Origin of the sequence: Salinivibrio proteolyticus (assembly GCF_027286365.1) — a bacterium.
In the GTDB taxonomy this organism is placed as follows: domain Bacteria; phylum Pseudomonadota; class Gammaproteobacteria; order Enterobacterales; family Vibrionaceae; genus Salinivibrio; species Salinivibrio proteolyticus.
Map to the genome: position 1 here is coordinate 830,319 of NZ_CP114584.1, position 23,008 is coordinate 853,326.

General features: G+C 48.2%; 18 protein-coding genes, 3 tRNA genes and 3 pseudogenes. 5 read left to right on the top strand and 19 right to left on the bottom strand.

Annotated features, from left to right (window positions below; all coding sequences use genetic code 11):
* Nucleotides 1–28: 28 nt before the first annotated feature.
* Genes lnt through miaB form a run of 5 tightly spaced genes read right to left on the bottom strand, consistent with a single transcriptional unit; the run spans nucleotide 29 to nucleotide 5,503 of the window.
* Nucleotides 29–1,594: an apolipoprotein N-acyltransferase gene (gene lnt / locus N7E60_RS04080; RefSeq protein ID WP_077675632.1), complete on the bottom strand. Its 1,566-nt coding sequence runs from the start codon at nucleotides 1,592–1,594 to the stop codon at nucleotides 29–31.
* Complete coding sequence (corC, locus tag N7E60_RS04085) at nucleotides 1,590–2,462, bottom strand: CNNM family magnesium/cobalt transport protein CorC (protein WP_069587389.1); 873 nt, start codon at nucleotides 2,460–2,462, stop codon at nucleotides 1,590–1,592. Before corC ends, lnt begins: the two co-directional genes overlap by 5 nt.
* 18 nt (nucleotides 2,463–2,480) lie before the next feature.
* Nucleotides 2,481–2,951, bottom strand: a complete 471-nt coding sequence (gene ybeY / locus N7E60_RS04090) for an rRNA maturation RNase YbeY (RefSeq protein WP_069587388.1) — start codon at nucleotides 2,949–2,951, stop codon at nucleotides 2,481–2,483.
* Nucleotides 2,948–4,024, bottom strand: coding sequence for a PhoH family protein (locus N7E60_RS04095; RefSeq protein ID WP_269598196.1), 1,077 nt, complete (start codon nucleotides 4,022–4,024; stop codon nucleotides 2,948–2,950). Before N7E60_RS04095 ends, ybeY begins: the two co-directional genes overlap by 4 nt.
* Before the next feature lie 54 nt (nucleotides 4,025–4,078).
* Complete coding sequence (gene miaB / locus N7E60_RS04100; RefSeq protein ID WP_069587386.1) at nucleotides 4,079–5,503, bottom strand: tRNA (N6-isopentenyl adenosine(37)-C2)-methylthiotransferase MiaB; 1,425 nt, start codon at nucleotides 5,501–5,503, stop codon at nucleotides 4,079–4,081.
* A gap of 304 nt (nucleotides 5,504–5,807) precedes the next feature.
* On the opposite strand from miaB, the gene N7E60_RS04105 reads away from it, so the two are divergent.
* The 3 genes and pseudogenes from N7E60_RS04105 to N7E60_RS04115 all read left to right on the top strand — a co-directional run.
* A complete protein-coding gene (locus N7E60_RS04105; RefSeq protein ID WP_269598197.1) occupies nucleotides 5,808–6,968 on the top strand; it encodes a 2-octaprenyl-3-methyl-6-methoxy-1,4-benzoquinol hydroxylase in 1,161 nt (386 codons plus the stop codon).
* A 27-nt stretch (nucleotides 6,969–6,995) separates the two neighbouring features.
* Complete coding sequence (locus N7E60_RS04110; RefSeq protein ID WP_269598198.1) at nucleotides 6,996–7,607, top strand: HAD family hydrolase; 612 nt, start codon at nucleotides 6,996–6,998, stop codon at nucleotides 7,605–7,607.
* 187 nt (nucleotides 7,608–7,794) lie between these two features.
* A pseudogene (locus N7E60_RS04115) lies at nucleotides 7,795–7,917 on the top strand (ATP-binding protein); the annotation flags it as partial.
* On the opposite strand, the gene N7E60_RS04120 reads toward N7E60_RS04115, so the two are convergent.
* From N7E60_RS04120 to pth, 11 genes and pseudogenes are all read right to left on the bottom strand, one after another.
* Nucleotides 7,914–8,303 (bottom strand): hypothetical protein, encoded by a 390-nt coding sequence (locus tag N7E60_RS04120; protein WP_269598199.1) that lies wholly within the window; start codon nucleotides 8,301–8,303, stop codon nucleotides 7,914–7,916. The pseudogene N7E60_RS04115 and the gene N7E60_RS04120 overlap by 4 nt on opposite strands.
* Before the next feature lie 324 nt (nucleotides 8,304–8,627).
* Nucleotides 8,628–8,840 (bottom strand): annotated as a pseudogene (locus tag N7E60_RS17395) (ISAs1 family transposase); the annotation flags it as partial.
* A gap of 157 nt (nucleotides 8,841–8,997) precedes the next feature.
* The gene (gene rdrD / locus N7E60_RS04125) at nucleotides 8,998–9,711 is read right to left on the bottom strand and encodes an antiviral RADAR system accessory protein RdrD (protein WP_269598200.1); all 714 of its coding nucleotides are present in this window, start codon (nucleotides 9,709–9,711) and stop codon (nucleotides 8,998–9,000) included.
* A gap of 22 nt (nucleotides 9,712–9,733) precedes the next feature.
* The gene (rdrB, locus tag N7E60_RS04130; RefSeq protein WP_269598201.1) at nucleotides 9,734–12,412 is read right to left on the bottom strand and encodes an antiviral RADAR system adenosine deaminase RdrB; all 2,679 of its coding nucleotides are present in this window, start codon (nucleotides 12,410–12,412) and stop codon (nucleotides 9,734–9,736) included.
* Complete coding sequence (rdrA, locus tag N7E60_RS04135) at nucleotides 12,405–15,068, bottom strand: antiviral RADAR system adenosine triphosphatase RdrA (RefSeq protein ID WP_269598202.1); 2,664 nt, start codon at nucleotides 15,066–15,068, stop codon at nucleotides 12,405–12,407. The genes rdrB and rdrA overlap by 8 nt, the downstream gene beginning before the upstream one ends.
* Nucleotides 15,069–15,218: 150 nt before the next feature.
* A pseudogene (locus N7E60_RS04140) lies at nucleotides 15,219–15,586 on the bottom strand (transposase); the annotation flags it as partial.
* Between the two features lie 161 nt (nucleotides 15,587–15,747).
* Nucleotides 15,748–15,822 (bottom strand) — tRNA-Gln (locus N7E60_RS04145).
* Between the two features lie 17 nt (nucleotides 15,823–15,839).
* A tRNA-Leu gene (locus N7E60_RS04150) sits at nucleotides 15,840–15,926 on the bottom strand.
* Between the two features lie 51 nt (nucleotides 15,927–15,977).
* Nucleotides 15,978–16,054 (bottom strand) — tRNA-Met (locus N7E60_RS04155).
* A gap of 257 nt (nucleotides 16,055–16,311) precedes the next feature.
* Nucleotides 16,312–17,403, bottom strand: a complete 1,092-nt coding sequence (gene ychF, locus N7E60_RS04160; protein WP_069587380.1) for a redox-regulated ATPase YchF — start codon at nucleotides 17,401–17,403, stop codon at nucleotides 16,312–16,314.
* A gap of 25 nt (nucleotides 17,404–17,428) precedes the next feature.
* The gene (gene pth, locus N7E60_RS04165) at nucleotides 17,429–18,019 is read right to left on the bottom strand and encodes an aminoacyl-tRNA hydrolase (RefSeq protein ID WP_069587379.1); all 591 of its coding nucleotides are present in this window, start codon (nucleotides 18,017–18,019) and stop codon (nucleotides 17,429–17,431) included.
* 216 nt (nucleotides 18,020–18,235) lie between these two features.
* Here pth and N7E60_RS04170 point away from each other — a divergent pair.
* Nucleotides 18,236–19,032 (top strand): IS5 family transposase gene (locus N7E60_RS04170; protein ID WP_269597063.1). Its coding sequence is split into 2 segments (ribosomal slippage): nucleotides 18,236–18,574 and nucleotides 18,577–19,032, totalling 795 coding nucleotides; the frame shifts between segments, so codons are not numbered across the junction.
* An 18-nt stretch (nucleotides 19,033–19,050) separates the two neighbouring features.
* Here N7E60_RS04170 and N7E60_RS04175 read toward each other — a convergent pair.
* From N7E60_RS04175 to lolB, 3 genes are read right to left on the bottom strand one after another with little or no spacing between them, the layout of a single operon-like run.
* Nucleotides 19,051–19,998 carry a ribose-phosphate pyrophosphokinase gene (locus N7E60_RS04175; RefSeq protein WP_131825056.1) on the bottom strand — a complete coding sequence of 316 codons (948 nt, stop codon included), beginning with the start codon at nucleotides 19,996–19,998 and terminating at the stop codon, nucleotides 19,051–19,053.
* A 32-nt stretch (nucleotides 19,999–20,030) separates the two neighbouring features.
* A complete protein-coding gene (ispE, locus tag N7E60_RS04180; protein WP_069587378.1) occupies nucleotides 20,031–20,891 on the bottom strand; it encodes a 4-(cytidine 5'-diphospho)-2-C-methyl-D-erythritol kinase in 861 nt (286 codons plus the stop codon).
* On the bottom strand, nucleotides 20,881–21,471 hold the full coding sequence (gene lolB / locus N7E60_RS04185; RefSeq protein ID WP_269598203.1) for a lipoprotein insertase outer membrane protein LolB: 591 nt from the start codon (nucleotides 21,469–21,471) through the stop codon (nucleotides 20,881–20,883). The genes ispE and lolB overlap by 11 nt, the downstream gene beginning before the upstream one ends.
* A 270-nt stretch (nucleotides 21,472–21,741) precedes the next feature.
* Here lolB and hemA point away from each other — a divergent pair, with 270 nt between their 5' ends.
* Nucleotides 21,742–23,001 (top strand): glutamyl-tRNA reductase, encoded by a 1,260-nt coding sequence (gene hemA / locus N7E60_RS04190; protein WP_069587376.1) that lies wholly within the window; start codon nucleotides 21,742–21,744, stop codon nucleotides 22,999–23,001.
* The last annotated feature ends 7 nt before the right edge of the window (nucleotides 23,002–23,008 follow it).

Consider the following 23,008-nt stretch of genomic DNA (forward strand, 5'->3'; position numbering starts at 1 on the left):
ACGGTACGTCAGTTTAGGCGGACAAATGTCAGGCGCGTGTGGAAATTTTCCGTGGGGTGCGATGACAAGGCTGGCCGCGATATCGCCAACCAACAAGCCCACTTATCACCACCCAAATCCAAAGCGGGGTATTACCCCATTGGCGATAGGGGGTGAGACCCACAGTGCTGGTGACGGTGGTGGTAAGCACACCGGTTTCAAATTGTGGGAGGGATTGCTGAATATTGCCGCGTGCATCCATAATCGCAGTCACACCATTATTGGTGGCACGAATGACCGGCAAGCCAAACTCACGCGCGCGCATCCGCGCAATTTCTAAATGCTGCAATGGGCCAATTGAGCGGCCAAACCATGCATCATTCGACAAAGTGATAATCGCGTTACTGTCCGGCGTCAAGTTGGCGCGAATTTGCGCTGGAAACGCAATTTCGTAGCAAAGCGCCGTAATGTAGGCCAAGCCATTGGCCGGTAATGCCGGTTGTATGGCCTCGCCCGGTGAGAACGAAGACATGGGCAAATTAAATAAAGGCGCAAGCGGACGCAGTAACGACTCAAAGGGAACGAATTCACCAAACGGGAGCAAATGATGCTTGCTGTATTGCTTCGGCGCGGGATACTGATAGCTAGGCGTATCGGCGCCAACCGCAATCACATTATTAAAATATTGCCCTGCCGCATTTTGGTCTAACACGCCGGTAATGACCGTGGTGTGGTTATTTTTCGCGGCGGTATCTAATTGCTCAAAAAAGCGAGGTAAGTCACGCTCCAACGCCGGAATGGCCGCTTCTGGCCAGATCACCACATCGCTATCCCAATGTTGGCGGGTGAGATCTAGGTACTTCATTAAGGTTGGCCAGCGTTGATCGGGACGCCACTTTAACGCTTGGGGAATATTGCCTTGGATGAGTGAAACCGTTTGTTGTTTCTCAGGATGTGCTTCAACCCATTGGATGGTGTTAAGTCCGTAGGCACACGCGGATAGGCCAGCGATCGCCGCGAGACCAGCTAACTGCTTGCGTCCTTGCCAAGCGCCCCATTTGGGCGTGATTAAAGTCGCCAACCCTGCCATTAGCACCAGCAGCCAAGTGATGCCTTGCACACCGAGCACTGGCGCCACGCCAGCTAAAGGACTATCAATTTGGCTGTAGCCGGGCCACAGCCACGGGAAACCGGTGAAGACCCAGCCCCGTAACCCGTCGGCCACGAGCCATAGGCTAGGCGCAAGAATCAGCCATTTAATCGCGGCATGGCGTACCGAGCAGCGCGCTAACACACCGGCGAATAACGCGGGATACAACGAAAGATACATTACCAGCAGCGCCATTAAGGACAAGCCTGCTATGGCGGGCATACCTCCAAAATGATCGATACTGACATACACCCAGCTGACGCCGGTGGCAAATTGACCCAGACCCCAGCAAAAGCCGAGCAAACTGGCCTTTTTGGGAGAGGCGGATTGGAGCAACAGGAATAGACCCCAAAGCGATACCGGCATTAGCAGCCAGTAAGAGAAGGGGGCAAAGGCAAGGGTGGCACTGGCACCAAGCAGGGCAGCCGCGAGGGGCTGCCCAATTTGACGCACAATGTGATTAATCGCTTTCACTTTGAGGTTCGCTACTGTCAGGAATGGTGACTTGTAGCTGAATGATACGACGGCTGTCTGCCGAGGTCACCTTAAAGTGGAAATGTTCGATATCCACTTCCTCGCCGCGATCGGGCAGATGGCCAAAGCTGGTCATAACCAAGCCGCCGATGGTGTCTACCACATCGTCTTGGAACTGACTGCCGAAGTGTGTATTAAAGTCTTCTAACGTGGTCAGTGCTTTTACCGCAAAGGTATGGCGGCTTAGCTGACGGATTTCTTGTTCGTCGTCCTCGTCGTACTCATCTTCGATTTCGCCAACGATTTCTTCCAAGATATCCTCAATGGTGACCACGCCCGATACACCGCCAAATTCATCGATCACGATCGCCATGTGGTAGCGTTCTTCTTGGAACTCTTTGAGTAAGCGGTCAACGCGTTTACTCTCAGGTACCACCACGGCAGGGCGTAACACTTTCTCGATATCGAAGTTTTCGGCATCTGGGCGCAAATAGCGCAGCAGATCTTTCGCAAGTAAGATGCCTTCAACATGGTCTTTGTCATCGCTGATCACAGGATAACGCGAGTGTTGGGCATCAATGATGATATTAATGATCGCTTCCAAAGACTGCGATCGTTCAACGGTTACCATCTGCGAGCGGGGGATCATGATATCTCGAACACGCATGTCGGAGATTTGCATGACACCTTCCAGCATGTCTCTTGTGTCATGGTCGATCAGGGCGTTTTGCTCTGAATCGCGGAACACATCCACCAGTTCCTGTCTGTCTTTAGGATCAGCTTGGAAAAACTGTCCTAGCCGCTCGAAGAAGGTCTTCCTACTCGGACCGTCTGCGTTTTGCGAATTATCGTCGTTCATTCAAATTCATTCAGTTAGTTAACGCTCAATGAAGTCGTTCGCATAGGGATCTGGCACCCCCATGGTAGCTAAAATGTCACGCTCTAAGGCTTCCATTTGCTCGGCTTCATCATCCTCAATATGGTCGTAACCAAGCAGGTGTAAACTGCCATGCACGACCATGTGTGCCCAGTGATCCATCAGTCGCTTGCCTTGTTGTTCAGCTTCACGCTCAACCACTTGGCGGCAAATGATCAGATCGCCGAGCAAATCAATGTCGATACCGGGAGGGGCATCGAACGGAAACGATAACACATTTGTGGGTTTATCTTTGCCACGATAATCGCGATTCAAGCTCTGGCTCTCACCTTCGTCAACCAGACGAATCGTGACTTCCGCTTGTTCACGCGCGTTGCGTACGGCGTGTTCAAACCAAGCTTGGAGCTGATCATCACTGGGCAACCCGTCAGTATTATCACACGCCAGCTGAACATCCACGTAATAACTCATGACTGTTCCTGCGATTGGCTGTGTTCAGTATTCATTTGTGCTTCGCGTGCCTCACGACGACGCGCTTCGGCTTCTTTGCGTGCACGCGCATCTTCCGCTTCCCATTTATCATAGGCTTGAACAATACGCGTCACCACGGGGTGGCGAACCACGTCGTCAGCTTGAAAGAAGTGGAAGCTGATTTCTTTGACATCAGAGAGCACTTCAATGGCATGACGTAAGCCTGATTTCGCGTTGCGTGGCAAATCCACTTGTGTCACGTCACCAGTGATCACAGCGCGCGAATTAAAGCCAATTCGAGTCAGGAACATTTTCATTTGTTCCACCGTCGTGTTTTGGCTTTCATCGAGAATAATAAAAGCGTCATTGAGGGTACGGCCACGCATATAGGCTAGCGGCGCGACTTCAATCACGTTACGGTCAATCAGCTTTTCAACGCGCTCAAAGCCAAGCATTTCAAACAAGGCATCGTACAAAGGGCGCAGGTAAGGATCGACTTTTTGGCTGAGATCGCCGGGCAAAAAGCCCAGTTTTTCACCGGCCTCTACCGCAGGACGTGTCAGCAAAATACGGCGAATTTCTTGGCGCTCAAGTGCATCAACTGCCGCTGCGACCGCCAAGTAGGTTTTACCGGTTCCCGCCGGACCAATACCAAAGGTAATGTCATGGCTAACCATGTTAGCAATATATTGCGCTTGGTTTGGCGTACGCGGTTTGATCACCCCTTTTTTGGTTTTGATATTAATCTCTTTACCGTATGGGATGCTTGATTTGGTGGTTTGCTCGAGTACGCCCGATTCTTTGATTGCCAAGTGAATGGCTTCCGGTTCAATGTCTGGGTAGCTGCCACGCACTGGGGCAGTATCAACATACAAATGCTTGAGAATATCTACCGCGGCATTAGCGGTATGTGGCTTGCCAACAATCGAAAACGCATTGTGTCTGTGATTAATTTCCACACCCAAGCGGCGTTCTAATTGTTTGATATTGTCGTCAAACGGGCCACAAAGATTGGCAAGTCGGGTGTTATCGGCTGGCTCTAAAGTAAGATCAAGAGTGATAATTTTAGACAAGGTTATCCTCGCTTTAGGCGCCGGCTTCCCGGCGCCTTTGAATCGATGAACTCCTTAAGGAGTATATACACCAACGCCAAGCTCGTTTTCATTACGTGTTTTCGCCATGATTTCGGTTGGCGAGACGGCGACACGCAGGTCCATATCTTTTTCAGTACGAACCAGCTCACCGCGGAGCGAGTTTGGCATCACTTCAGTAATTTTGACGTCAACAAATTGGCCAATCAAATCGACAGAGCCTTCAAAGTTAACGACACGGTTGTTTTCGGTACGGCCGCGTAGCTCCATCAGATTCTTACGAGATGGGCCTTCAACCAGAATACGTTGCTCCGTGTTGAGCATCAGGCGTGAGTAACGCATCGCTTGGCTGTTAATTTGTTGCTGTAGGCGGTACAGACGTTCTTTTTTCACTTGCTCTGGGGTGTCGTCAGGCATATCGGCGGCTGGCGTCCCAGGGCGCGGTGAATACACAAAACTAAAGCTCATATCGAAGTCGATATCCGTGATCAGCTTCATGGTCGCTTCAAAGTCTTGGTCCGTTTCACCCGGGAAGCCGACGATAAAGTCAGAGCTGATGGTAATATCAGGGCGCGCTTGACGCAGCTTACGAATTTTCGACTTGTATTCGATAGCGGTGTGCGGACGCTTCATCATAGTCAGAATACGGTCCGAACCACTTTGCACCGGCAAGTGGAGGAAACTCACCACTTCTGGCGTATCACGATACACCTCGATGATATCGTCAGTAAACTCAACCGGATGGCTGGTGGTGTAGCGAATACGGTCAATACCATCGATCGCGGCCACATAACGCAGCAGTTCGGCAAAGGTACAAATCTCACCGTCGTGCATTTCACCACGATAGGCATTCACGTTTTGTCCCAGCAGGTTCACTTCACGGACACCTTGCTCGGCCAGTTGGGCAATCTCAAACAGGACATCGTCGAGCGGACGGCTCACTTCTTCACCGCGCGTATAAGGCACCACGCAGAAGGTACAGTACTTCGAGCAGCCTTCCATAATCGAAACGAAAGCGGTCGGTCCTTCTGCACGCGGCTCGGGAAGACGATCGAATTTCTCGATTTCCGGGAAGGTAATGTCCATCACGGGCGCATGATCTGAGCGTGATTGTTTGATCATCTCAGGAAGGCGGTGCAGCGTTTGCGGGCCAAAAATTACATCCACATAGGGTGCGCGCTCACGGATGTGGTCGCCTTCTTGTGTTGCTACACAGCCACCAACCCCGATCACCAAATCTGGATTTTTGTCTTTCAGTGTTTTCCAACGCCCGAGTTGGTGGAAAACCTTCTCTTGCGCTTTTTCACGGATAGAGCAGGTGTTTAGGAGGAGAACATCTGCTTCTTCTGGTTGCTCGGTCAGCTCGTAACCACCGGAAGCATTGAGCAGATCTGCCATTTTGGATGAGTCATACTCATTCATTTGGCAACCCCAGGTTTTAATCAGCAGTTTCTTAGCCATGTAACTTTACGCTCGTTTTTAATCTTATGGTCGACATTACCCCTCAAGCTGTGTGGTTTTTAACCAGTCAATCAGCTTGGCAAGCCGCGTATTGTACTGCTTTCCAATAACGCTGACCAGATCACAGGGCCGATGAAATGATCCTCAGAACCTTCAATCTTGGTAAGGCATTGACAAAGGACACAACCTGACTCGCATTTATGGTGGTTACTGCCAAGAACATTGACGCAATTTGATCTGATTTAGGTCGAATTCTCGTTAACCTTCAGTAGAATGCCCTCATTGCTGGTAAAAAGAGATAGTCATGAACCCATTTGAAATCATTATTGTTGGCGGTGGCATGGTGGGTGCAGCCACTGCGTTGGGATTAGCGCGTCAGGGGCGTCAGGTTGCATTGATTGAGCGCCAAGTTCCCCAGCCATTTTCGCCCTCACAGCCAATGGATCTTCGTGTTTCGGCTATCTCTCATGCGTCGGTGGCGCTACTGTCCGATTTAGGGGCATGGGCGGACATTGAAGCCATGCGTGTGTGTCCATATCGCCGCCTAGAAACGTGGGAAGCGGAAGATAGCCGTGTCTGCTTTAGCGCAGAACAACTCGACTTACCCCAACTGGGATATATGGTCGAAAACCGTTTGATTCAACTCGGACTCTGGCAGCAATTCTCACGCTATGACAACTTGCACGTTTTCTCGCCCGCGTCGATTACATCAATGCATCAAAAAGGACAGCAACACTATGTTGAGTTAGACAACGGCGACACACTGACAGCGCCGTGGTTGATTGGTGCGGATGGCGCAAACTCCCGAGTGCGAGATTACGCCAAGATTGGCATCACCAGTTGGGACTATCGCCAACATTGCATGCTGATCAATGTTGAAACCGCGTCGCCGCAGCAAGATATCACGTGGCAACAATTCTTCCCTTCAGGACCGCGCTCCTTCTTGCCGCTTTGCGGCCAGCAAGCCTCCTTGGTGTGGTACGACAGCCCTCAACGTATTCAGCAATTGTGTCAGTTAGATGCGGCGCAGTTAAAAGAAGAGATTGTGGCGAATTTCCCCGCCGAAGTTGGAGAGGTGACGCCTGTCAACTGGGGCGTATTCCCGCTGACGCGACGCCATGCGCAGCAGTACCATCGTCATGGCGTTGTAGTGATTGGTGATGCTGCCCACACCATTAACCCACTCGCAGGACAAGGGGTGAACCTAGGCTTTAAAGATGTAGCGGCCCTGTTGGATGCCTGTGCCGATGCAGGCGAACACTGGCAGGATGATGCGACATTAGCAGCTTATGAGAAAGCACGCCGCACCGATAACACGATGATGCAAACCGGCATGGATGTGTTTTATGCCGCGTTTAGCAATCGAATTACGCCTTTAAAACTGGCGCGTAATGCGGTGTTCAAACTGGCCGAACACAGTGGCCCAGTGAAAAAACATGTATTGAAGTATGCGTTAGGGCTTTAATCTTCGCGACAAGAGCAAGGACGCGATATGGTGAACTACCAGACGATTATTTTTGATATTGGCAATGTGATGGTGCGTTGGTCACCGGAAGAAATCATCCGTCTAACCTTAGGGGACGCGGCGGATGCCCACGCGTATGCCAATCAAATCTTCCCCAGTGACACTTGGCAAGCGCTGAACCGTGGCACACTCACCGAAGCGCAAGCCAAGCAACGTTTTGCCAAAGAAACGTCGCTAAGTCCTGCGCAGCTTGAGGCACTGTTTTATTACATTAAACAGACTCAAATTTGCCTTTACGGTAGTGTCGAGTTACTTCACTCGGCCAAACAGGCCGGATACGGTGTTTATGCGTTAACCGATAATGTGCGCGAAATTGTTGCGTTCTTAAAACAGCGCTATGCGTTTTGGTCGCTGTTTGATGGTGCCATCGTGTCAGCCGAAGTAGGGTACTTAAAACCCGAGCCTGCTATTTATCAACGCTTGTTGGATGACTACCACCTCGATCCAGCCTCTTGTGTGTTTTTGGATGACAGGGTTGCGAACGTAGAAGGTGCCAAAGCGCTGGGTATGGCGGGTATCCTCTTTACTGATGCACAGCAATGCCGCGCAGAACTCGCCAAGCTGGGAATCGTGGTGTAGTGGGTTCAAAGCCAGTCGCTATTGAATTATCTTATTAAGAAATAGAGTTATACGATAAGTGAACCGCTAGCGGACATGACGCTAGGTAGATTTCAAGGTAGTTAACCAGATTTCCCAATTAAGTGGCGATTTTTTGACTGCCTTGATGATTGTCTGCTGAGCTGCTTGGGTTGAGTGTTACTGAACTAATAGGCTTCTGCATCACTCGCACATCGTACAAATCAGCGATGAAAGCTACCGATTACGAGGAAAGAAGGTGGCTGGAATCATACTATCGGCTTTGGACAGTTTATCTGAAAGCAAAAATTAATTACGTGGGTGGGTCAGTTCTACTTCAGCGATAACGTCGATAAGTGGGTCAATTTTAAACTGGCATTGACAAACTGTCGGTACGGATTTCTTTGGGCACACCGCCGGCGGCATGTAGCGTATTCTGCAATCGATCAGAGAAGGCTGCAAAACTCTTGCTGGATCGCCATAGATAACCTGGATGAACGCCCAGCCACTGGCCGGCGATTTCACATGAGTAAAATCGGTAATACCGAGCGCACCATATTCATGGGTTTGTATAAACACAACTTCTTTAGCAGGGCCGTGTAAAGAGCTCCATTTACGGTTCCGGCGCTTAAGTGTTCGGCGCGTTCCCGGATTGAACTTATCGGTGTGATATTCGCAAAGGTGATCAAAAATGGCCACGGGCGTGATGTCTTTATCCAGTTCAAGTATGGGAACAAAAATACTTCCCCATATCGGCTACAGTGGATCTTTACGTATGTGCCACTGGCGCTTAGCGTCGTTTGTTTGTTGATTAGCTTTATCAAGACGCCGGGCTTACCGCTCTGAAATACCTGCTTTAGCAGCAACAGCTTGGCTTTTTTTTCTGTGAGTTATATAGATCGTGACCTGTTGATCCGTGATTCTTGCTCCCAGCACAGTGAACTCCCTCCATTCTGCTGTATCGAACCTTATCAGATCAACTGGTCAAGATAATTGTCGTTCAATAGGTACCTAGGCAAAGTATTCGGCCCCATTATCTTTATAAATTTGGCAGGCGTCTTCACCCATGTTGACATTCAATATCCAGTGCATGGATTAAATGCCCCAATACGAGGGGATAGCGCGGCTTGCCTCGTCGGCAGTCAGTGCTTTTGTGCTGATATAGTAGCGGTACTCCAGAGGCATCGGACGCCCTTTTTCAACACGCAAAAACTCGACCATGACAAGGTTTTGTAGTAATTGCTAACGGGTAAGTCGCCTGATAAGCATGCTTTATCAAGCACATAGTACTGATGTTATTCAATACGATATCGTCATTGAAGGTTTGACGTTGCTCACTGAGTACCGCGGTGATGGCGTTCGCTAGCTTGTCCTAGTTTTTTGTTCTGACTGCTTACCCGGCCACTTTCTTTTCAATCAGATTTATCAGGTAAAAAGAATCTGAGACTGCGTCGTTGTGTTTGCTGAGTCGTAACTGCTCAAAAAATGCCACGCATTCGTTTAAGTGTTGCTCCGAGAAAGAACTCTCAGGCATAGCTTTCAGAGATGCGTACTTTGCAGCAAGGGCTTCCGCTTGTTTGCTGAATAAATCATAACGTTCGTTTCGACGTGTGTAGCCTAAAGTGCGATCTGCCAGAATGACCGAAAAGGTGACAGTACCAAAGAGTGCAATGCCAGTAATAAGCGCTGCACTTTTGTTTTCGAAGCTGATTATCCAGAGAAAAAGAAGTGAGGTTATTAGCTTTAGTCCCAGTGATAGTGAATGTTTCAACAAGTTATAGCCAGTGTGAGTTTTATAGATGTATACCCCATGAAGCAATGCGTAGAGCAGAATGAGCGCAGTGACTCCAAACCCTGATGTTGCTAAATTGCTCAGCTCACTGAGTAGATTTCCAACCTGTTCGAGCGGCAGGGCTTTTGTTGTTGTCATCAACAAGCAGATAAGGAAAAATACCATGACTGTCCCTGCATATACAGGGATACGGCGCGAGACATGACGTTGCCACTCTGTTTGTTGTGACTTCTTTTTCAGCTTGGACGATTGCTTATTCATCAGTGTGATAATGTCGTCAAAGCTTGTGATTGTTTTAGTGTCATTTTGTTGCATTTACCCAAGAACTCCTTTGGGGTTAGATAGTTTCAAAAACAGGCAAGTGGTTTCTTCGAAATTGCTCAATACCATAGACTCGCAGCTCTTCCAGCCAGCGTTCTGCAACAGTCCGGCCAATCCCTAGCTCTATTGAAGCCTCTCTCAGTAAAAGAAATTCCGTCCTTAATGTCGTCGGCATAATGCCAGGGTCATCCGTGTTTATCATGACCCGGGAAGGACCACGGCGTAGACCATATTTGTTATGAAGTCCGCCGGCTTGAAGCGTTGCCTCGTCAGGTGGGTGCCATCGAAATATAGGGTGTTCACTATGCTTTTCTAAGCGAGCAATGTAAACGTTTGAAGTTGGGTTGGTTTCTATAATGAGTCCTTCACGGTCATACTGATCCATCAAGAAGTCTTGCAGAGCCTCCATGAAGTCAATTTCTGCGTCCGTATCGGTATCGTAATGGATGTTAAATTTGTTTTGATTTGATGGTTTTGTTATGTGAGCAAAAGATTCCCTCGAACGACTGACTACAACAAGCGGCATTTGCTTAGCATTGGATATGTAGCGATGACGGCTATAGTAAACCTCTACCTCTTTTTTTGTAATTCCTTTGGATTTCAGTAGGCAAATATCAGGTAATGCTTGTATTTCCTGAGCTGAGCGAGGTGAGTCATCAATAAGTTGAGCCAAGCGGTAGTGGCAATTTCGTCTTAACCACCATGCCCGATAAAGGGTATCAGGTGATACTGACAAACTCTCTTGTGCCTTCAACGTCTCAGTGGAGCTTTCCGACGCTGCGAACACTGATTCATCGTATAAAGCTGCTATCTTTTTCCAAAACCTTGCGATGCGGCGTTCGAGAATAGGCAATACCTGGTTTGCAAGACTGATATGGCCTGAAAGCATAGTGGCGTAGTGCCACATCCAAACGAGGTTATCTAAATGCTCATCGATGGGAAGCACCATTTCGCCTTGTCTCTCGATCCAAGTTCTTGGAACGATACCGAGCGCAAGCGCGTGGCCGAGCCTGTCACCATCTCTCATTTCACAGAATTTGACGGTTTCATCGATATGCCTCATTCCAGAAACGGGATGAGCGTAATCTTCACCGGTATGAATGCTTAAGTGAAACCCTTGGCTTGCTTTTTCACCATCAGGACGAGATACCAGACCGCGGCGAAGCCAGCGAATAATGGGCGCGAACCATTCAACCTTGAGGTCGTTTTCGTTTCCAGCAACGTCTAAGCCACGAAACCATCGCGAAGGTTGAAAATAGAAATTCGGGTTTTGGAAACCACCAAGGAATTCTGGTTTGTTCCAACCCTCCTGGCTTTGAAGCTTTCGCATGAGCTTTTCGGCTTCTTTCCAGAAAATTTTGACGTCTGCTTTAGTGCCCTTAGACGGGATTCTGTTTTTTTGTGAACGACTAAAGTGTCCGCAGTACTGCCAGCGCTCCAGCGTTTCTAGGTAGGCGAGGGTGCCAGAGTCAGGTTCAATTTCGTCTTCGCCAAATATATATGGCGGCTTGGGTAAATCGACTTTGGCTTGATCAGCGAGGTCTGCGACCAAGCCTTTGACGAATGTTGCATTGAAACTACCAAGAGATGACTTAAGTTCCACCAAATCTTTGTTTGAAGGAAATAGGCGGCGCATATTGTCATGTTTAGCGTTTTTCCCTCTGCCCAAGGGGCCGCTAAAGTAATCTTCAACGAAGCGTGTAAGACCTTGACCATCCATGATCAATTCGCGTCGTATATCATTTGTTATCTGGAAGAATGAGAGAATAGTCATCCTCTCGGTAGGCATTGTGGCTTCATCTCTATATCTAGCACAAAGATACAGATGCAGCCACAACCAACGGTTAGCGCAACCACTATGCATAGCTCGAGCAAAGGCACCAAACAGCCAAGCTTGTGAGCTTACATTATGTCGTGAACAAGTTTCTGCCAAAAGTTCCCAGTTGTATGCCTGTGGTCCATTTAGACGTTGATTTTCATAACTTGAAACAAAAGTATGAAAATCACTCTCTTGTTTATTAAAATCAATCAGCCAACGCAGTATTTTTCTGGCAGACTCAATTTTCTTTATCAGTGTAGGCGATTCTTTTGATGATTGAGTTAGACCTACTTTCCACTCCAAAGAGAGCAGATAGCTTTCAAGGATGGCATTATCAGCGGTCACGCCGCCAATATGAACATGTCCCTCTGCATACCTTTTAGTGAAGTGTTCTATTGGCGCAAAAAATGCGGTTTGAGCGGAGACTATTCGGCGAATATCCTCGCAACTTGGATAGCTTTCTGTTTGAACCCAATCGCTTAAATGCCATGCAACCAGTAGGGTTGGATCCATCTCAGCTGCCAATCTTACATAAGCTTGAACTTCGGTCTCTTTGTAGGAGATGTAATCTCCATTTCGCTTCATCAAACGAGAGAACAAATCCGATAGCCAAGGTAACCTTGATGATTGAAATAAGTCCCCATCACAAATGTTATCCATTAGTTTTCGAATATCGTCCAAACGATATTTACGGGGATATCGTTGGTCTAACTCTTTCACCAATTGGCCATAAAACTCTGAGTGATTAAAAGGCCATTGATCTACAGGAAGTTGGTATAAATTCGAGCTTTCTATCTGTGCTATCAATGCGGAAGACAAGCTTTCACTACTGTAAAAACAGCCAGATATATGTTCGGATAGAGAGCGACTAACCATTGTTGGCCTTATTCACTATAGACTCCACCGCGTTGAGCCAAATGGTTTTACTAAATCTTTTTTCCATGTCTATTAATAAATCGTTAGCTTCTTGTGGTTGCATGTCTTCGAGTATTTTAACTAACCTAGGAGACTTTGGTGATCTTATTTTACCACGAGGTAAACCAAGTCGCTGAGTAAGCCATCTTCTTGCTTCATCATCTTGTTTGTTAGCCTGATTTTCGTGTGAGTATTGAACGCTATCCAAAGCCTCATCTATCCAAGTTTTTAAGGGATGATTGGCTAAGAAATAGGTTGCCGTTTCAGTGGCTTTACCAAATGCATTTCTGTGTTTAGATGCCTCCTCGTCCATAGTACTGGCAGCAACAAAAGGAGCAATGTTATATGTGAAGTGGTCATTTTTCTCAAAGTTTGATGTCCTGCTTAAGTTAGAACTTGCTACTACCTCAGGTAATCCAAAAAGGCGTCCTTTCTCAAAGCTTGCGAATGCAGACCAAGTAGAATAAAAAGTATAGCCTACAAGCTTTAAAGCTTCGTTGAGGTAGTTTTCAGGAGTTACTTTAATTGTTTTCTCATAAATATGTATTTGAGTGAGAACCTTGTTGAAAACTTTGTATATAAGCCATGGAGAAGGAAATTGCTCCTGCATGTTGTGATTTTCTCTCCATTCTTTTATCTCTGATGCTAGGTCATCAATTTGAGCATCTATACTATCATCCCATTCAACATATGAACTTCGTGTTTCATTTTCATCATTAATTGAGTTTTTTTCATTTTTCTCGTCAAAAGCAAAAACTTTAGTTGGGGCTAGTGAGCTTGTGGAATAGAAAGGCGACGTTCTAGATATTTTTTCAATATCTTCTTGGCGCAAGTCGCCTATTAAACTACTGATGATAATTTCAAAAGCACGCCCAGCAGTCATTACTAAACTTCGTTTATTAGAGCTATAAAAGTTGTAATGCTCCGTTAGCAATAGAAGATATTTTGCCTTTGAACGAGGCTGTGGGTCAAATTTATCAAATATTTTTTCATCAAACTTCCAGCGTGTACCTACTTCAATTCCAACTTCGGCAACAGGGTAAGGCAGGATGGTTCTCCGTTCTTCCAATCGCTTAAGCCAACCTGGAGGTGCCATGTTTTGCAAAACTGTCAGCCACTCACTGAAATCGGCTCGTTTTTCAAATAATCGATATTTTTGTTTATTTTGCTCTAATGGCTGAAAAAGTGGTGTGTTGAAGATACTATTGTCTTTATCGAATTCATTGCCGTTTCTACGGGATAACCAATCACGAGATGCTTGCAAAACTAAAACTGAAACACCGGCTTTAGCTTCGTATTTAAAGTAGTTAAGCAATGACTCGTTCCACGCTTTTCTATGTTGAAGAGAAAAGTTCATAGGGTTAGGGTTTGCTTCACTTGTTGCCTCTGAAAATGCTTCATATGCTGCCCCATACCTGCGTTTTTTCTCTTTGCTTAACTTAATATAAAACTCATGAAACTTGCGCAGAGTTTGTTGGCTGACATTTGGCATTTGCCAAGCTCTACGTACCTCCAACTCACTGTTTGCTTCCTTAATTGGTGCAGGAAGTTGAGGAATAAGCTCTCTACAATGGCGTACGAGCTGTGTAAGCTCCCGAATGGAGCCGATTGGAATCTCTAAACGGCTATTCTCAAGTCCATTGGTCGGACCAGCTAAGAATATTTCCAGCCAAACTCGGAAGTTACGAAGCGAAATAGTGTCATCCGAAAAGGGTGTATTGCTCAGTTGTATTGTCGGGTCGTTAAGAAATTCCTTAACAGATGGCATAGTGATGCGGTTCGGCAATGGCAAAACTTTGCGTTGGTACTCCTGAGCGAGGTCAACAGCTATCTCATACGCAGCGTCTGACTTGTGTCTCGAATCTCTAATTAGACGTCCATGAAAATCCCTCCATGTGACTTCTTGATTCAGGCTTCTATCTCCGCTCACTATTGGCAGAACGTAGGGAGTAGTAAGGTAACGTCTGATAATTTCCAGATTTTCAAAAGCTCTATTTAAAGAGGTATCTACGTCATCAATCGGAAGTACCAGTAGCTTTTTCCCGAGAAGGTTCAATACTGCTTGGAAGAATTCTTGCACACTATCTGCTAGTCGCTTGTTGCCGAATAGTGCCCGAAGTTTATCCATCCCTATTGCTGTCTTTTGACTTTCAACAGATTCAAGTGCAGTTGCAAGTGCATCAAGTTTACGATTAAGAAACGTTGAAGCATCTCGGTTAGAGCACTGTTTTTCCTGTACTGTTTTGTCAGATAAAATGCTGGCAACAATTACATGAAGGAAAAGAGACTCGTGGTCCTCAATTAGAGTTGGGTCTACAGGCTCAAGAATAAAAACGTCTTTAAGGACCTGGGGGTGATCTTGTTCCAAATATCTCTGAAGGTTAACTAAAACAGAGGTTTTCCCCGTTCCTCTATCACCATCAATAGAGACGGCGTTATGACTGCGGATCGAGTTGATATCTTTCTCTGTGGCTGTGGTTGGTACTTTATGGAGAGCTTCCTTGATAAATGTCGCCAGCGTTTGATAAACACTTAGGGGAAGCAATGTAGCAGGGCTTTCAAAAACAGCAGATTCAACCGAATCAAGAGAAATATAACGGTCAGCTTGTACAGACATATTGCCTCAGGGTAACTGGTTAGCCTAAAAAGTTGGTGTATGGTACCCCTTTAAGGTGTATATGCGTCAAGTTTGATTTTTCAGTATGACGGCTAGCTACACCAATATTCTGTGTCAGCTAATTTTTCATAGGTCTATGTGATCATCCAGTCAGCCTTCGAAGTGAATGGTCAGCTGCGATAGTGTCAGGCCCCAGTTATGCACTGGGTGCGACCAACGCTCACACGCCTTTAACATACCTGCGTAGAGTCGCTGAGCAAGATGTTCTCATTCGCAAAACCGCCTTTGGTTTTAGTCAATTTACTGAACTGGCGGTGCACGGCCTCAACGGCATTCGTCGTATAAATGGCGGTACGCATGTATTCCGGATATTTGAAGTAAGTGGAGAGCATGAACCATTTATAGCGCCAGGACTTAATAACGATGGAGTATTTGTCACCCCACTTGGCTTCTAATTCATCTAGCCCGCTCTCTGTGGCGGATAATGTGACTGCCTTGTACATGCACTTCAAGTCGGCCGTAGTCCTAGAATATTTATTGCCCTGTTCGTAAGTAGACGTGAAGAAACGTTGTTAGGATGAATTGGCTGGGAATGAACATCAACAAGCAGGGAAATAGCGCGGAACGTTTTTTATGTCCCTAAACGCAAAAAAGCCCACATGATGTGGGCTTTTCTATATGGCTGGGGTACCAGGATTCGAACCTGGGAATGACGGGATCAAAACCCGTTGCCTTACCGCTTGGCGATACCCCAGTAGGCGTTGCCTAACTTGGTGCGGAGAGAGGGACTTGAACCCTCACGTCCTTTCGGACACTAGCACCTGAAGCTAGCGCGTCTACCAATTCCGCCACCTCCGCAAAAGGTGGGTAACTCGGCAATAAAAAACGCTGCCAAATTACAAAAATAAATGGTGGCTACGACGGGATTCGAACCTGTGACCCCATCATTATGAGTGATGTGCTCTAACCAACTGAGCTACGTAGCCACTCTGTCAGGCGTAGTGCCTTAAGACGCTGCGAATTATGCGGATCTGGGCCAAAGTCGTCAAGGTCTGGTTATTGTTTTTTTTGCGATTTTGCATTCATTGGCTGCAATAATCGCCATTTTGGACAATTTAGCGGCAAAGCCTACCGAGGAGGTGGCGGATCGCGTTGAACGGTGGGAAGAAAAAAACCAGCCCGGAGGCTGGTTTTATCTGATAAGGGCGGGGTCTCGACAACTCACCCAAGAGGCATTACGCGCTTATACGTTAAAGCGGAAATGGATCACATCGCCATCTTTTACGATGTAGTCTTTGCCTTCTAGGCGCCATTTACCGGCTTCTTTCGCGCCGCTTTCGCCATTGTTCGCAATATAGTCTTCATAACCGACCACTTCAGCACGGATAAAGCCTTTTTCGAAGTCAGTGTGGATTTTACCTGCCGCTTGCGGAGCAGTGGCGCCAATTGGCACGGTCCAAGCACGCACTTCTTTAACACCCGCCGTGAAATAGGTTTGCAGGGTAAGCAGTTCATAACCGGCGCGAATCACACGGTTAAGGCCTGGCTCTTCCAGCCCCATTTCTTCCAAGAACGCAGCCGCTTCTTCGGCGTCTAACTCGGCAATTTCGCCTTCAATTTCCGCGCACACGGCAACCACGGTGGCACCTTCTTGCGCGGCAATCTCACGTACTTTGTCGAGGTAAGGGTTGTTTTCAAAGCCATCATCGTTGACGTTGGCAATGTACATAGTGGGCTTAAGCGTCAAGAAGTTGAGGTATTGTACTGCCGCTTCTTCTTCTTTGCTTAGCTCGACAGAACGCAACATGTTGCCTTCTTCCAGCACAGGCAGCAGTTTTTCAAGCACTGTTAGCTCAAACTTGGCGTCTTTGTCGCCACCTTTAGCTTTTTTGGTGTTGCGCTGAATGGCGCGCTCACAGCTTTCAAGGTCGGCCAGTGCCAGCTCGGTGTTGATAACATCGATGTCATCCGCAGGGTCGACTTTACCGGCAACGTGGACAATGTTGTCGTTTTCAAAACAACGTACCACGTGACCAATTGCATCGGTTTCGCGGATGTTAGCGAGGAACTTATTTCCTAAGCCTTCACCACGTGATGCACCGGCTACCAGTCCCGCGATATCCACAAATTCCATGGTGGTTGGCAGCACTTTTTGGGGGTTAACAATCTTGGCTAACGCATCCAAGCGTAAGTCAGGCACAGGCACCACGCCCGTGTTTGGCTCGATGGTACAGAATGGAAAGTTAGCTGCGTCAATGCCAGCTTTGGTCAGTGCATTAAACAGAGTGGATTTACCTACGTTTGGTAGGCCCACGATGCCACATTTAAAACCCATGAGATGGTAACCCTTTAATCAAAAATTACTGTGCTTTGAAGGTATGCAGACGGTTTTGCGCTTTGGCAAGATCGTCTTTGAGCAAGATATCGAGGCTACGAACCGCCTCGTCCGTGGCCTGTTCGATCAGGCTTTGCTCGTTGGCGGGGGCTTTGGTGAGCACATATCCCGCTACCTTGTCTTTGTGACCCGGATGGCCAATACCAATCCGGAGTCGGTAGAACGATTTATCGTTAGCTAATTTACTGATGATGTCACGCAGGCCATTGTGCCCTCCGTGTCCACCGCCTTGCTTAAACTTTGCCACACCCGGTGGCAAGTCTAGCTCGTCATGCGCCACCATGATGGCATCGACGGGAATATTGTAAAAATTAGCCAATGCTTGAACGGCTTTACCGGACAAATTCATGTAAGTGGTTGGGATCAACAAACGCAGATCTTGACCGTGTACGGTAATGCGGCCGGTCAGGCCAAAAAACTTTTTTTCTTCTTTCAGCGGTGCATTGTGGATCCGCGCAAGTTCTTGCACGACCCAAGCGCCCGCGTTGTGGCGTGTTTGGGCATATTCTGGCCCCGGATTGGCCAATCCAACTAATAAGCGGATCTGATTACTCACGATGTTTCTCGCTGTTTATCTACCCATCATAGCCGGTGAGCATTCTGCCCACCCCAAAAGGCGCCATATCCTACCATTGTTACGACTCAGCGGTCGAGTCAGCACTGAAAATAGACAGATAAAAAAACGCCCTGCACAGAGGCAGGGCGCTGTTACTAAGAACCTATCTCAATAGGTGTTGTCTGAGTAAATCAACACCTATTGAAAATACTGTAAATGAATTCGACACAATACCTAATCTCTGACGCCCTTTGGGCAAAAATTGAGCCGCTTTTACCAATCCACAAGACGAACCATCCTCTAGGAACACATCGAAAGAGAGTCGATAATCGTGATGCCATGAACGGCATCCTCTTTGTTCTCAGAACTGGTTGTCAGTGGAATGCGCTTAACGCGACAGGTATTTGTTCCTCTAGCTCTGCACATCGTCGTTTTCAAGAGTGGCGAGATGCAGGAGTCTTTGAGCGATTTTGGCAAAATGGCCTGATTTACGAAGGGGTTGATTGGAGTTCCATATCAATGGACGGGTGCCAAACTAAAGCACCTTTAGCTGGCTCAAAAAAACAGGTAAGAACCCAACAGACCGTGCGAAACAAGGCGTAAAACGCAGTTTGTTGACGGATGCGAATGGATTGCCACTGGCTGTTGTTAGCGATGGCGCAAACGTCCACGACATTAAGCTGGTACTTCAAACATTAGATGCACTAGAGTGTTATCGGCCGCCGCTGAAAGTACCTTTGTACCTAGACAAAGGTTATACAGGCCAGTGGTTACATGATGAACTGGTTGCTTTGAACTACATTCCCCATGTTCAATCACGTGCTGAAGAGGCCGCGAGCTTGAAGCAATCGGATGATTTTAAGGCTCATCGTTGGGTTGTGGAGCGAACTCATAGCTGGCTAAACCGTTATCGTAGATTGCTTGTTCGTTGGGAAAAGAAAATCGAAAACTACGAGGCCATGTTGCATTTTGCTTGTGGCCTCATTGTTTGGAATAAATCCCTTTTGGGATAGGTTCTAAGGATGCGTCTATTACGAATTAAACATCGCAGAGATGGATTCTTCGTTGCTGATACGGCGAATCGCTTCCGCTAGCATGCCAGACAGAGTCAGTTGTGAGACTCGCCCGGTCGCTTGGATTTCTGCGCTTAGCGGAATGGAGTCGGTCACCACGATTTCATCGATGACAGATTCCGCAATGTTTTTCGGCGCGTCGCCAGAAAATACAGGGTGAGTCGCGTAAGCGAATACACGTTTAGCACCACGGTTTTTCAGCGCTTCAGCGGCTTTACACAGGGTGCCACCGGTATCGATCATGTCATCAACGATGATGCAGTCACGGCCTTCAACGTCACCAATCAAGTGCATAACTTGAGACACGTTCGCACGTGGACGACGTTTATCGATGATGGCAATGTCGGTATCGTCGAGCAGTTTCGCGGTTGCACGCGCACGAACCACGCCGCCGATGTCAGGAGAGACAACAACAGGATCTTCCAAGTTCTTCGCTAGCATGTCTTCAAGCAAAACAGGGGTGCCAAAGATGTTGTCGACAGGCACGTCGAAGAAGCCTTGGATTTGCTCTGCGTGGAGATCCACGGTGAGAACGCGGTCAACGCCAACGTTGGAAAGAAAATCTGCAATAACTTTTGCGGTGATAGGAACACGGGAGGAACGTACGCGGCGGTCTTGACGGGCATAACCAAAGTAAGGGATTACTGCGGTTATACGACCTGCCGATGCACGTCGGAACGCGTCTATCATCACGACCAATTCCATTAAGTTGTCATTGGTCGGTGCACAGGTAGATTGGAGGACGAACACGTCACTACCGCGCACGTTCTCGTTAATCTGAACACACACTTCGCCGTCAGAAAAACGGCCGACAGTGGCGTCACCCAGTGACATGTAAAGACGGTTTGCGATACGTTGGGCGAGAACGGGTGTCGCGTTACCAGCGAACAGCTTCATATCAGGCACGGTGGAAACCTCGGGTTGCATCCATTTAGTAGTCACTGACTCACAGTTTGCTGCTGTAGCGCATCAAGTAGGGGTGAACGGTTCAACCCACGTGCAACAAACCCTGTCAGCCAGTTAGGCATTATGTCGAGTGTGGCCTGGGCATCTTGTGCGGTGTCAAACTCGGCAAACACGCACGCGCCTGTCCCAGTCATCCTAGACGGCGCGTATTCTAGCAGCCACGAAACAGCCTTATCAACCTCGGGGAATTGTTTACGGGCTATCTTTTCGCAATCGTTTTCGTATTTTTGCCCCATTAGCTCAGAAACTGTGCGCTTTGGCGTGTTTCTTTGCAACTGAGGATGCGTGAAAATTGCAGCGGTCGAAATCGACACGTCCGGCTTAACCACTAAGTAAACTTTTTCTTCCGGTAACACCGGTGTAAATTTTTCACCCACGCCCTCAGCCAATGCTGCCTGACCATGAATAAAAATAGGCACGTCAGCGCCCAAACGCAATCCAAGAGCCGCCAATTCATCAGTGCTGACCTGAGTCTGCCATAAATGATTGAGCGCAACTAAGGTGGTGGCGGCATCTGATGACCCGCCCCCTAATCCGCCACCCATAGGGAGCCGCTTGTCGATATTAATGTGCGCCCCGTAGGGACATCCTGTATGGGCTTGCAGTGCCTTGGCGGCTTTGACAATCAAGTTATCGTCTTCTTTCACTCCTTCCATGGCAGGGCTGAGGCTGATCGCCCCTGTTTGGTTAGGCGTAATGGCAAGGGTATCGCCCACGTCCAAAAACTGAAACAAGGTTTGGAGTTCGTGGTAGCCGTCCTCACGGCGGCCATTGATATACAAGAAGAGGTTCAGTTTGGCGGGAGCGGGCCAAAATGTGGTGTCATTCATCATCAAGCGTCCAATTGGAGATAACCAGCTTTACGGTTTGCTGGGGGCTTTTTAAGGTGATACGCGAAGGCAGCGCCGGCTGCGTGCTACCATCGTAACCGAGATAATCAATGGTCCAGCCTTGGGCGTTGCTTAAGCGGGCGAGGCGGTTGTCATCGCCGAGCTCAAATTGATCTCGCGATTGTGGCAAGCCAAGCAACCAAGCGGGCAGCGCGTCAATCGGTAACGACATGCCGGTCAACCGCTCAATTAAGCGAGCTGCATTTGAGTCGGTATAAACTTGGCCTTGGTCATCCACCACGGTGGCACGCTGTGGACCGATAGTCAGCGAGAGCAGCGTGGTCCCTAAAAAATTGGTCAGACGGAGCGTGGATTGTTCTGGCTGATGATGCCAATACAAATTCGCTGAAAACCGCTCTTGGGGTGAAATAAACGCGACCTTGCCTTTCGCCGTGTAGCTATCGATGGCCGTTAACGCCGACTGATGCGCTTGCCATTGGGTCGACGGTGGTGGAGCGGTGGCACAGCCCGATAAAATAGCAATACAGGCGGCGATGACGCAGGCGCGTAGGGGAGCAAGCATGTGCTGAGTATCCTTTCTTTGACGTCAATAAAGCGGCATCAGGGCCGTGATGCGCTTACTTTGCCACAAGCTGTGCGGAGAAAGAAGACGCCTATCGTGCCTGTATCCGTGCATGCGGTACGGGTTTGGCGAGGAAGCCACCAATCTCGCGAGGCTTCACATTTCCACGCCAAGAGGATGATGCATATCAATGTTCGCTTTAATTCACGGGGGCCATCAAGTAAAATCCTCCGCTCCAATCCTTACTGGTGCTGTCGGTAACAACGCTTCATGAGCCTGTTAGTTCTCGGAATCAATCACAAAACGGCCCCCGTTGACTTGCGGGAGAAAGTCGCCTTTTCGCCGCAACAACTGGAACAAGCGTTGCAGCAACTGACCGACCACCCTCAAGTGCGAAGCTGTGTGATCGTCTCAACGTGTAACCGCACTGAGCTGTACGCCGACATGCGTCAGCCGGGGATCGGCGTGCTGGTGGATTGGTTGACCAATTTTCATCACCTAAGCAGTGATAGCCTGATGGCGAGTATTTACTATCACGAGGAACAAGCGGCGGTGAAACACCTGATGCGCGTAGCGTGTGGGTTGGACTCTTTGGTACTCGGTGAGCCACAAATTCTAGGCCAAGTGAAGCAGGCTTATGCCAGTTCCGGAAAAGCCAATCTGATTGCGGGCCCGTTGGAAAAGCTGTTTCAAAAAGTGTTCGCCGTTGCCAAGCGGGTGAGAACCGAAACGGACATCGGCGGCAATGCGGTCTCTGTTGCTTTTGCGGCTTGTACCTTGGCGCGCCAGATCTTTGAGTCGTTATCCGACGTCACCACCTTACTGGTCGGGGCCGGTGAGACGATAGAATTAGTGGCCAAGCACCTGCATGAACACAAGTGCAGCAACATTATCGTGGCCAATCGGACTCAATCTCGTGCGCAGTGTTTGGCAGACCAATTTAATGCGCAGGTGATTGGGCTTGAAGCGATCCCAGAGCACTTGGCGAAAGCAGATATCGTGATTAGCTCAACGGCCGCCCCTTTGCCGCTTATCGGTAAAGGCATGGTAGAAAAAGCACTGAAACAGCGCCGTCACCAGCCAATGTTGCTGATCGATATCGCCGTGCCAAGAGACATTGAAGAAGAAGTGGGCAACCTTGCCGACGCGTATCTGTATAGTGTGGACGATTTGCAATCTATCGTGGAACGCAATCGCGAACAGCGTAAAGTAGCCGCGATCCAAGCCGAAGCGATCGTGACGGAAGAAAGCGCCGATTTCATGCGTTGGCTACGTTCACGAGAGGCGGTTGATAGTATTAAGCAATTCCGCACTCAATCGGAGCAGATCAAACAAGCCGAGCTTGAACAAAGCATTCAGGCGTTGGCCAATGGCGCAGATGCCGAAAGCGTATTGCGCCAATTGAGCAATCGTCTAACAAATAAACTGATCCATACGCCGACACAGGCAATGCAGCAAGCAGCACAAAATGGTGAGCCAGAAAAACTGGCGGTGATGCGTGCCTGTCTTGGGCTGGACAGTGATAACTAACGAAGAG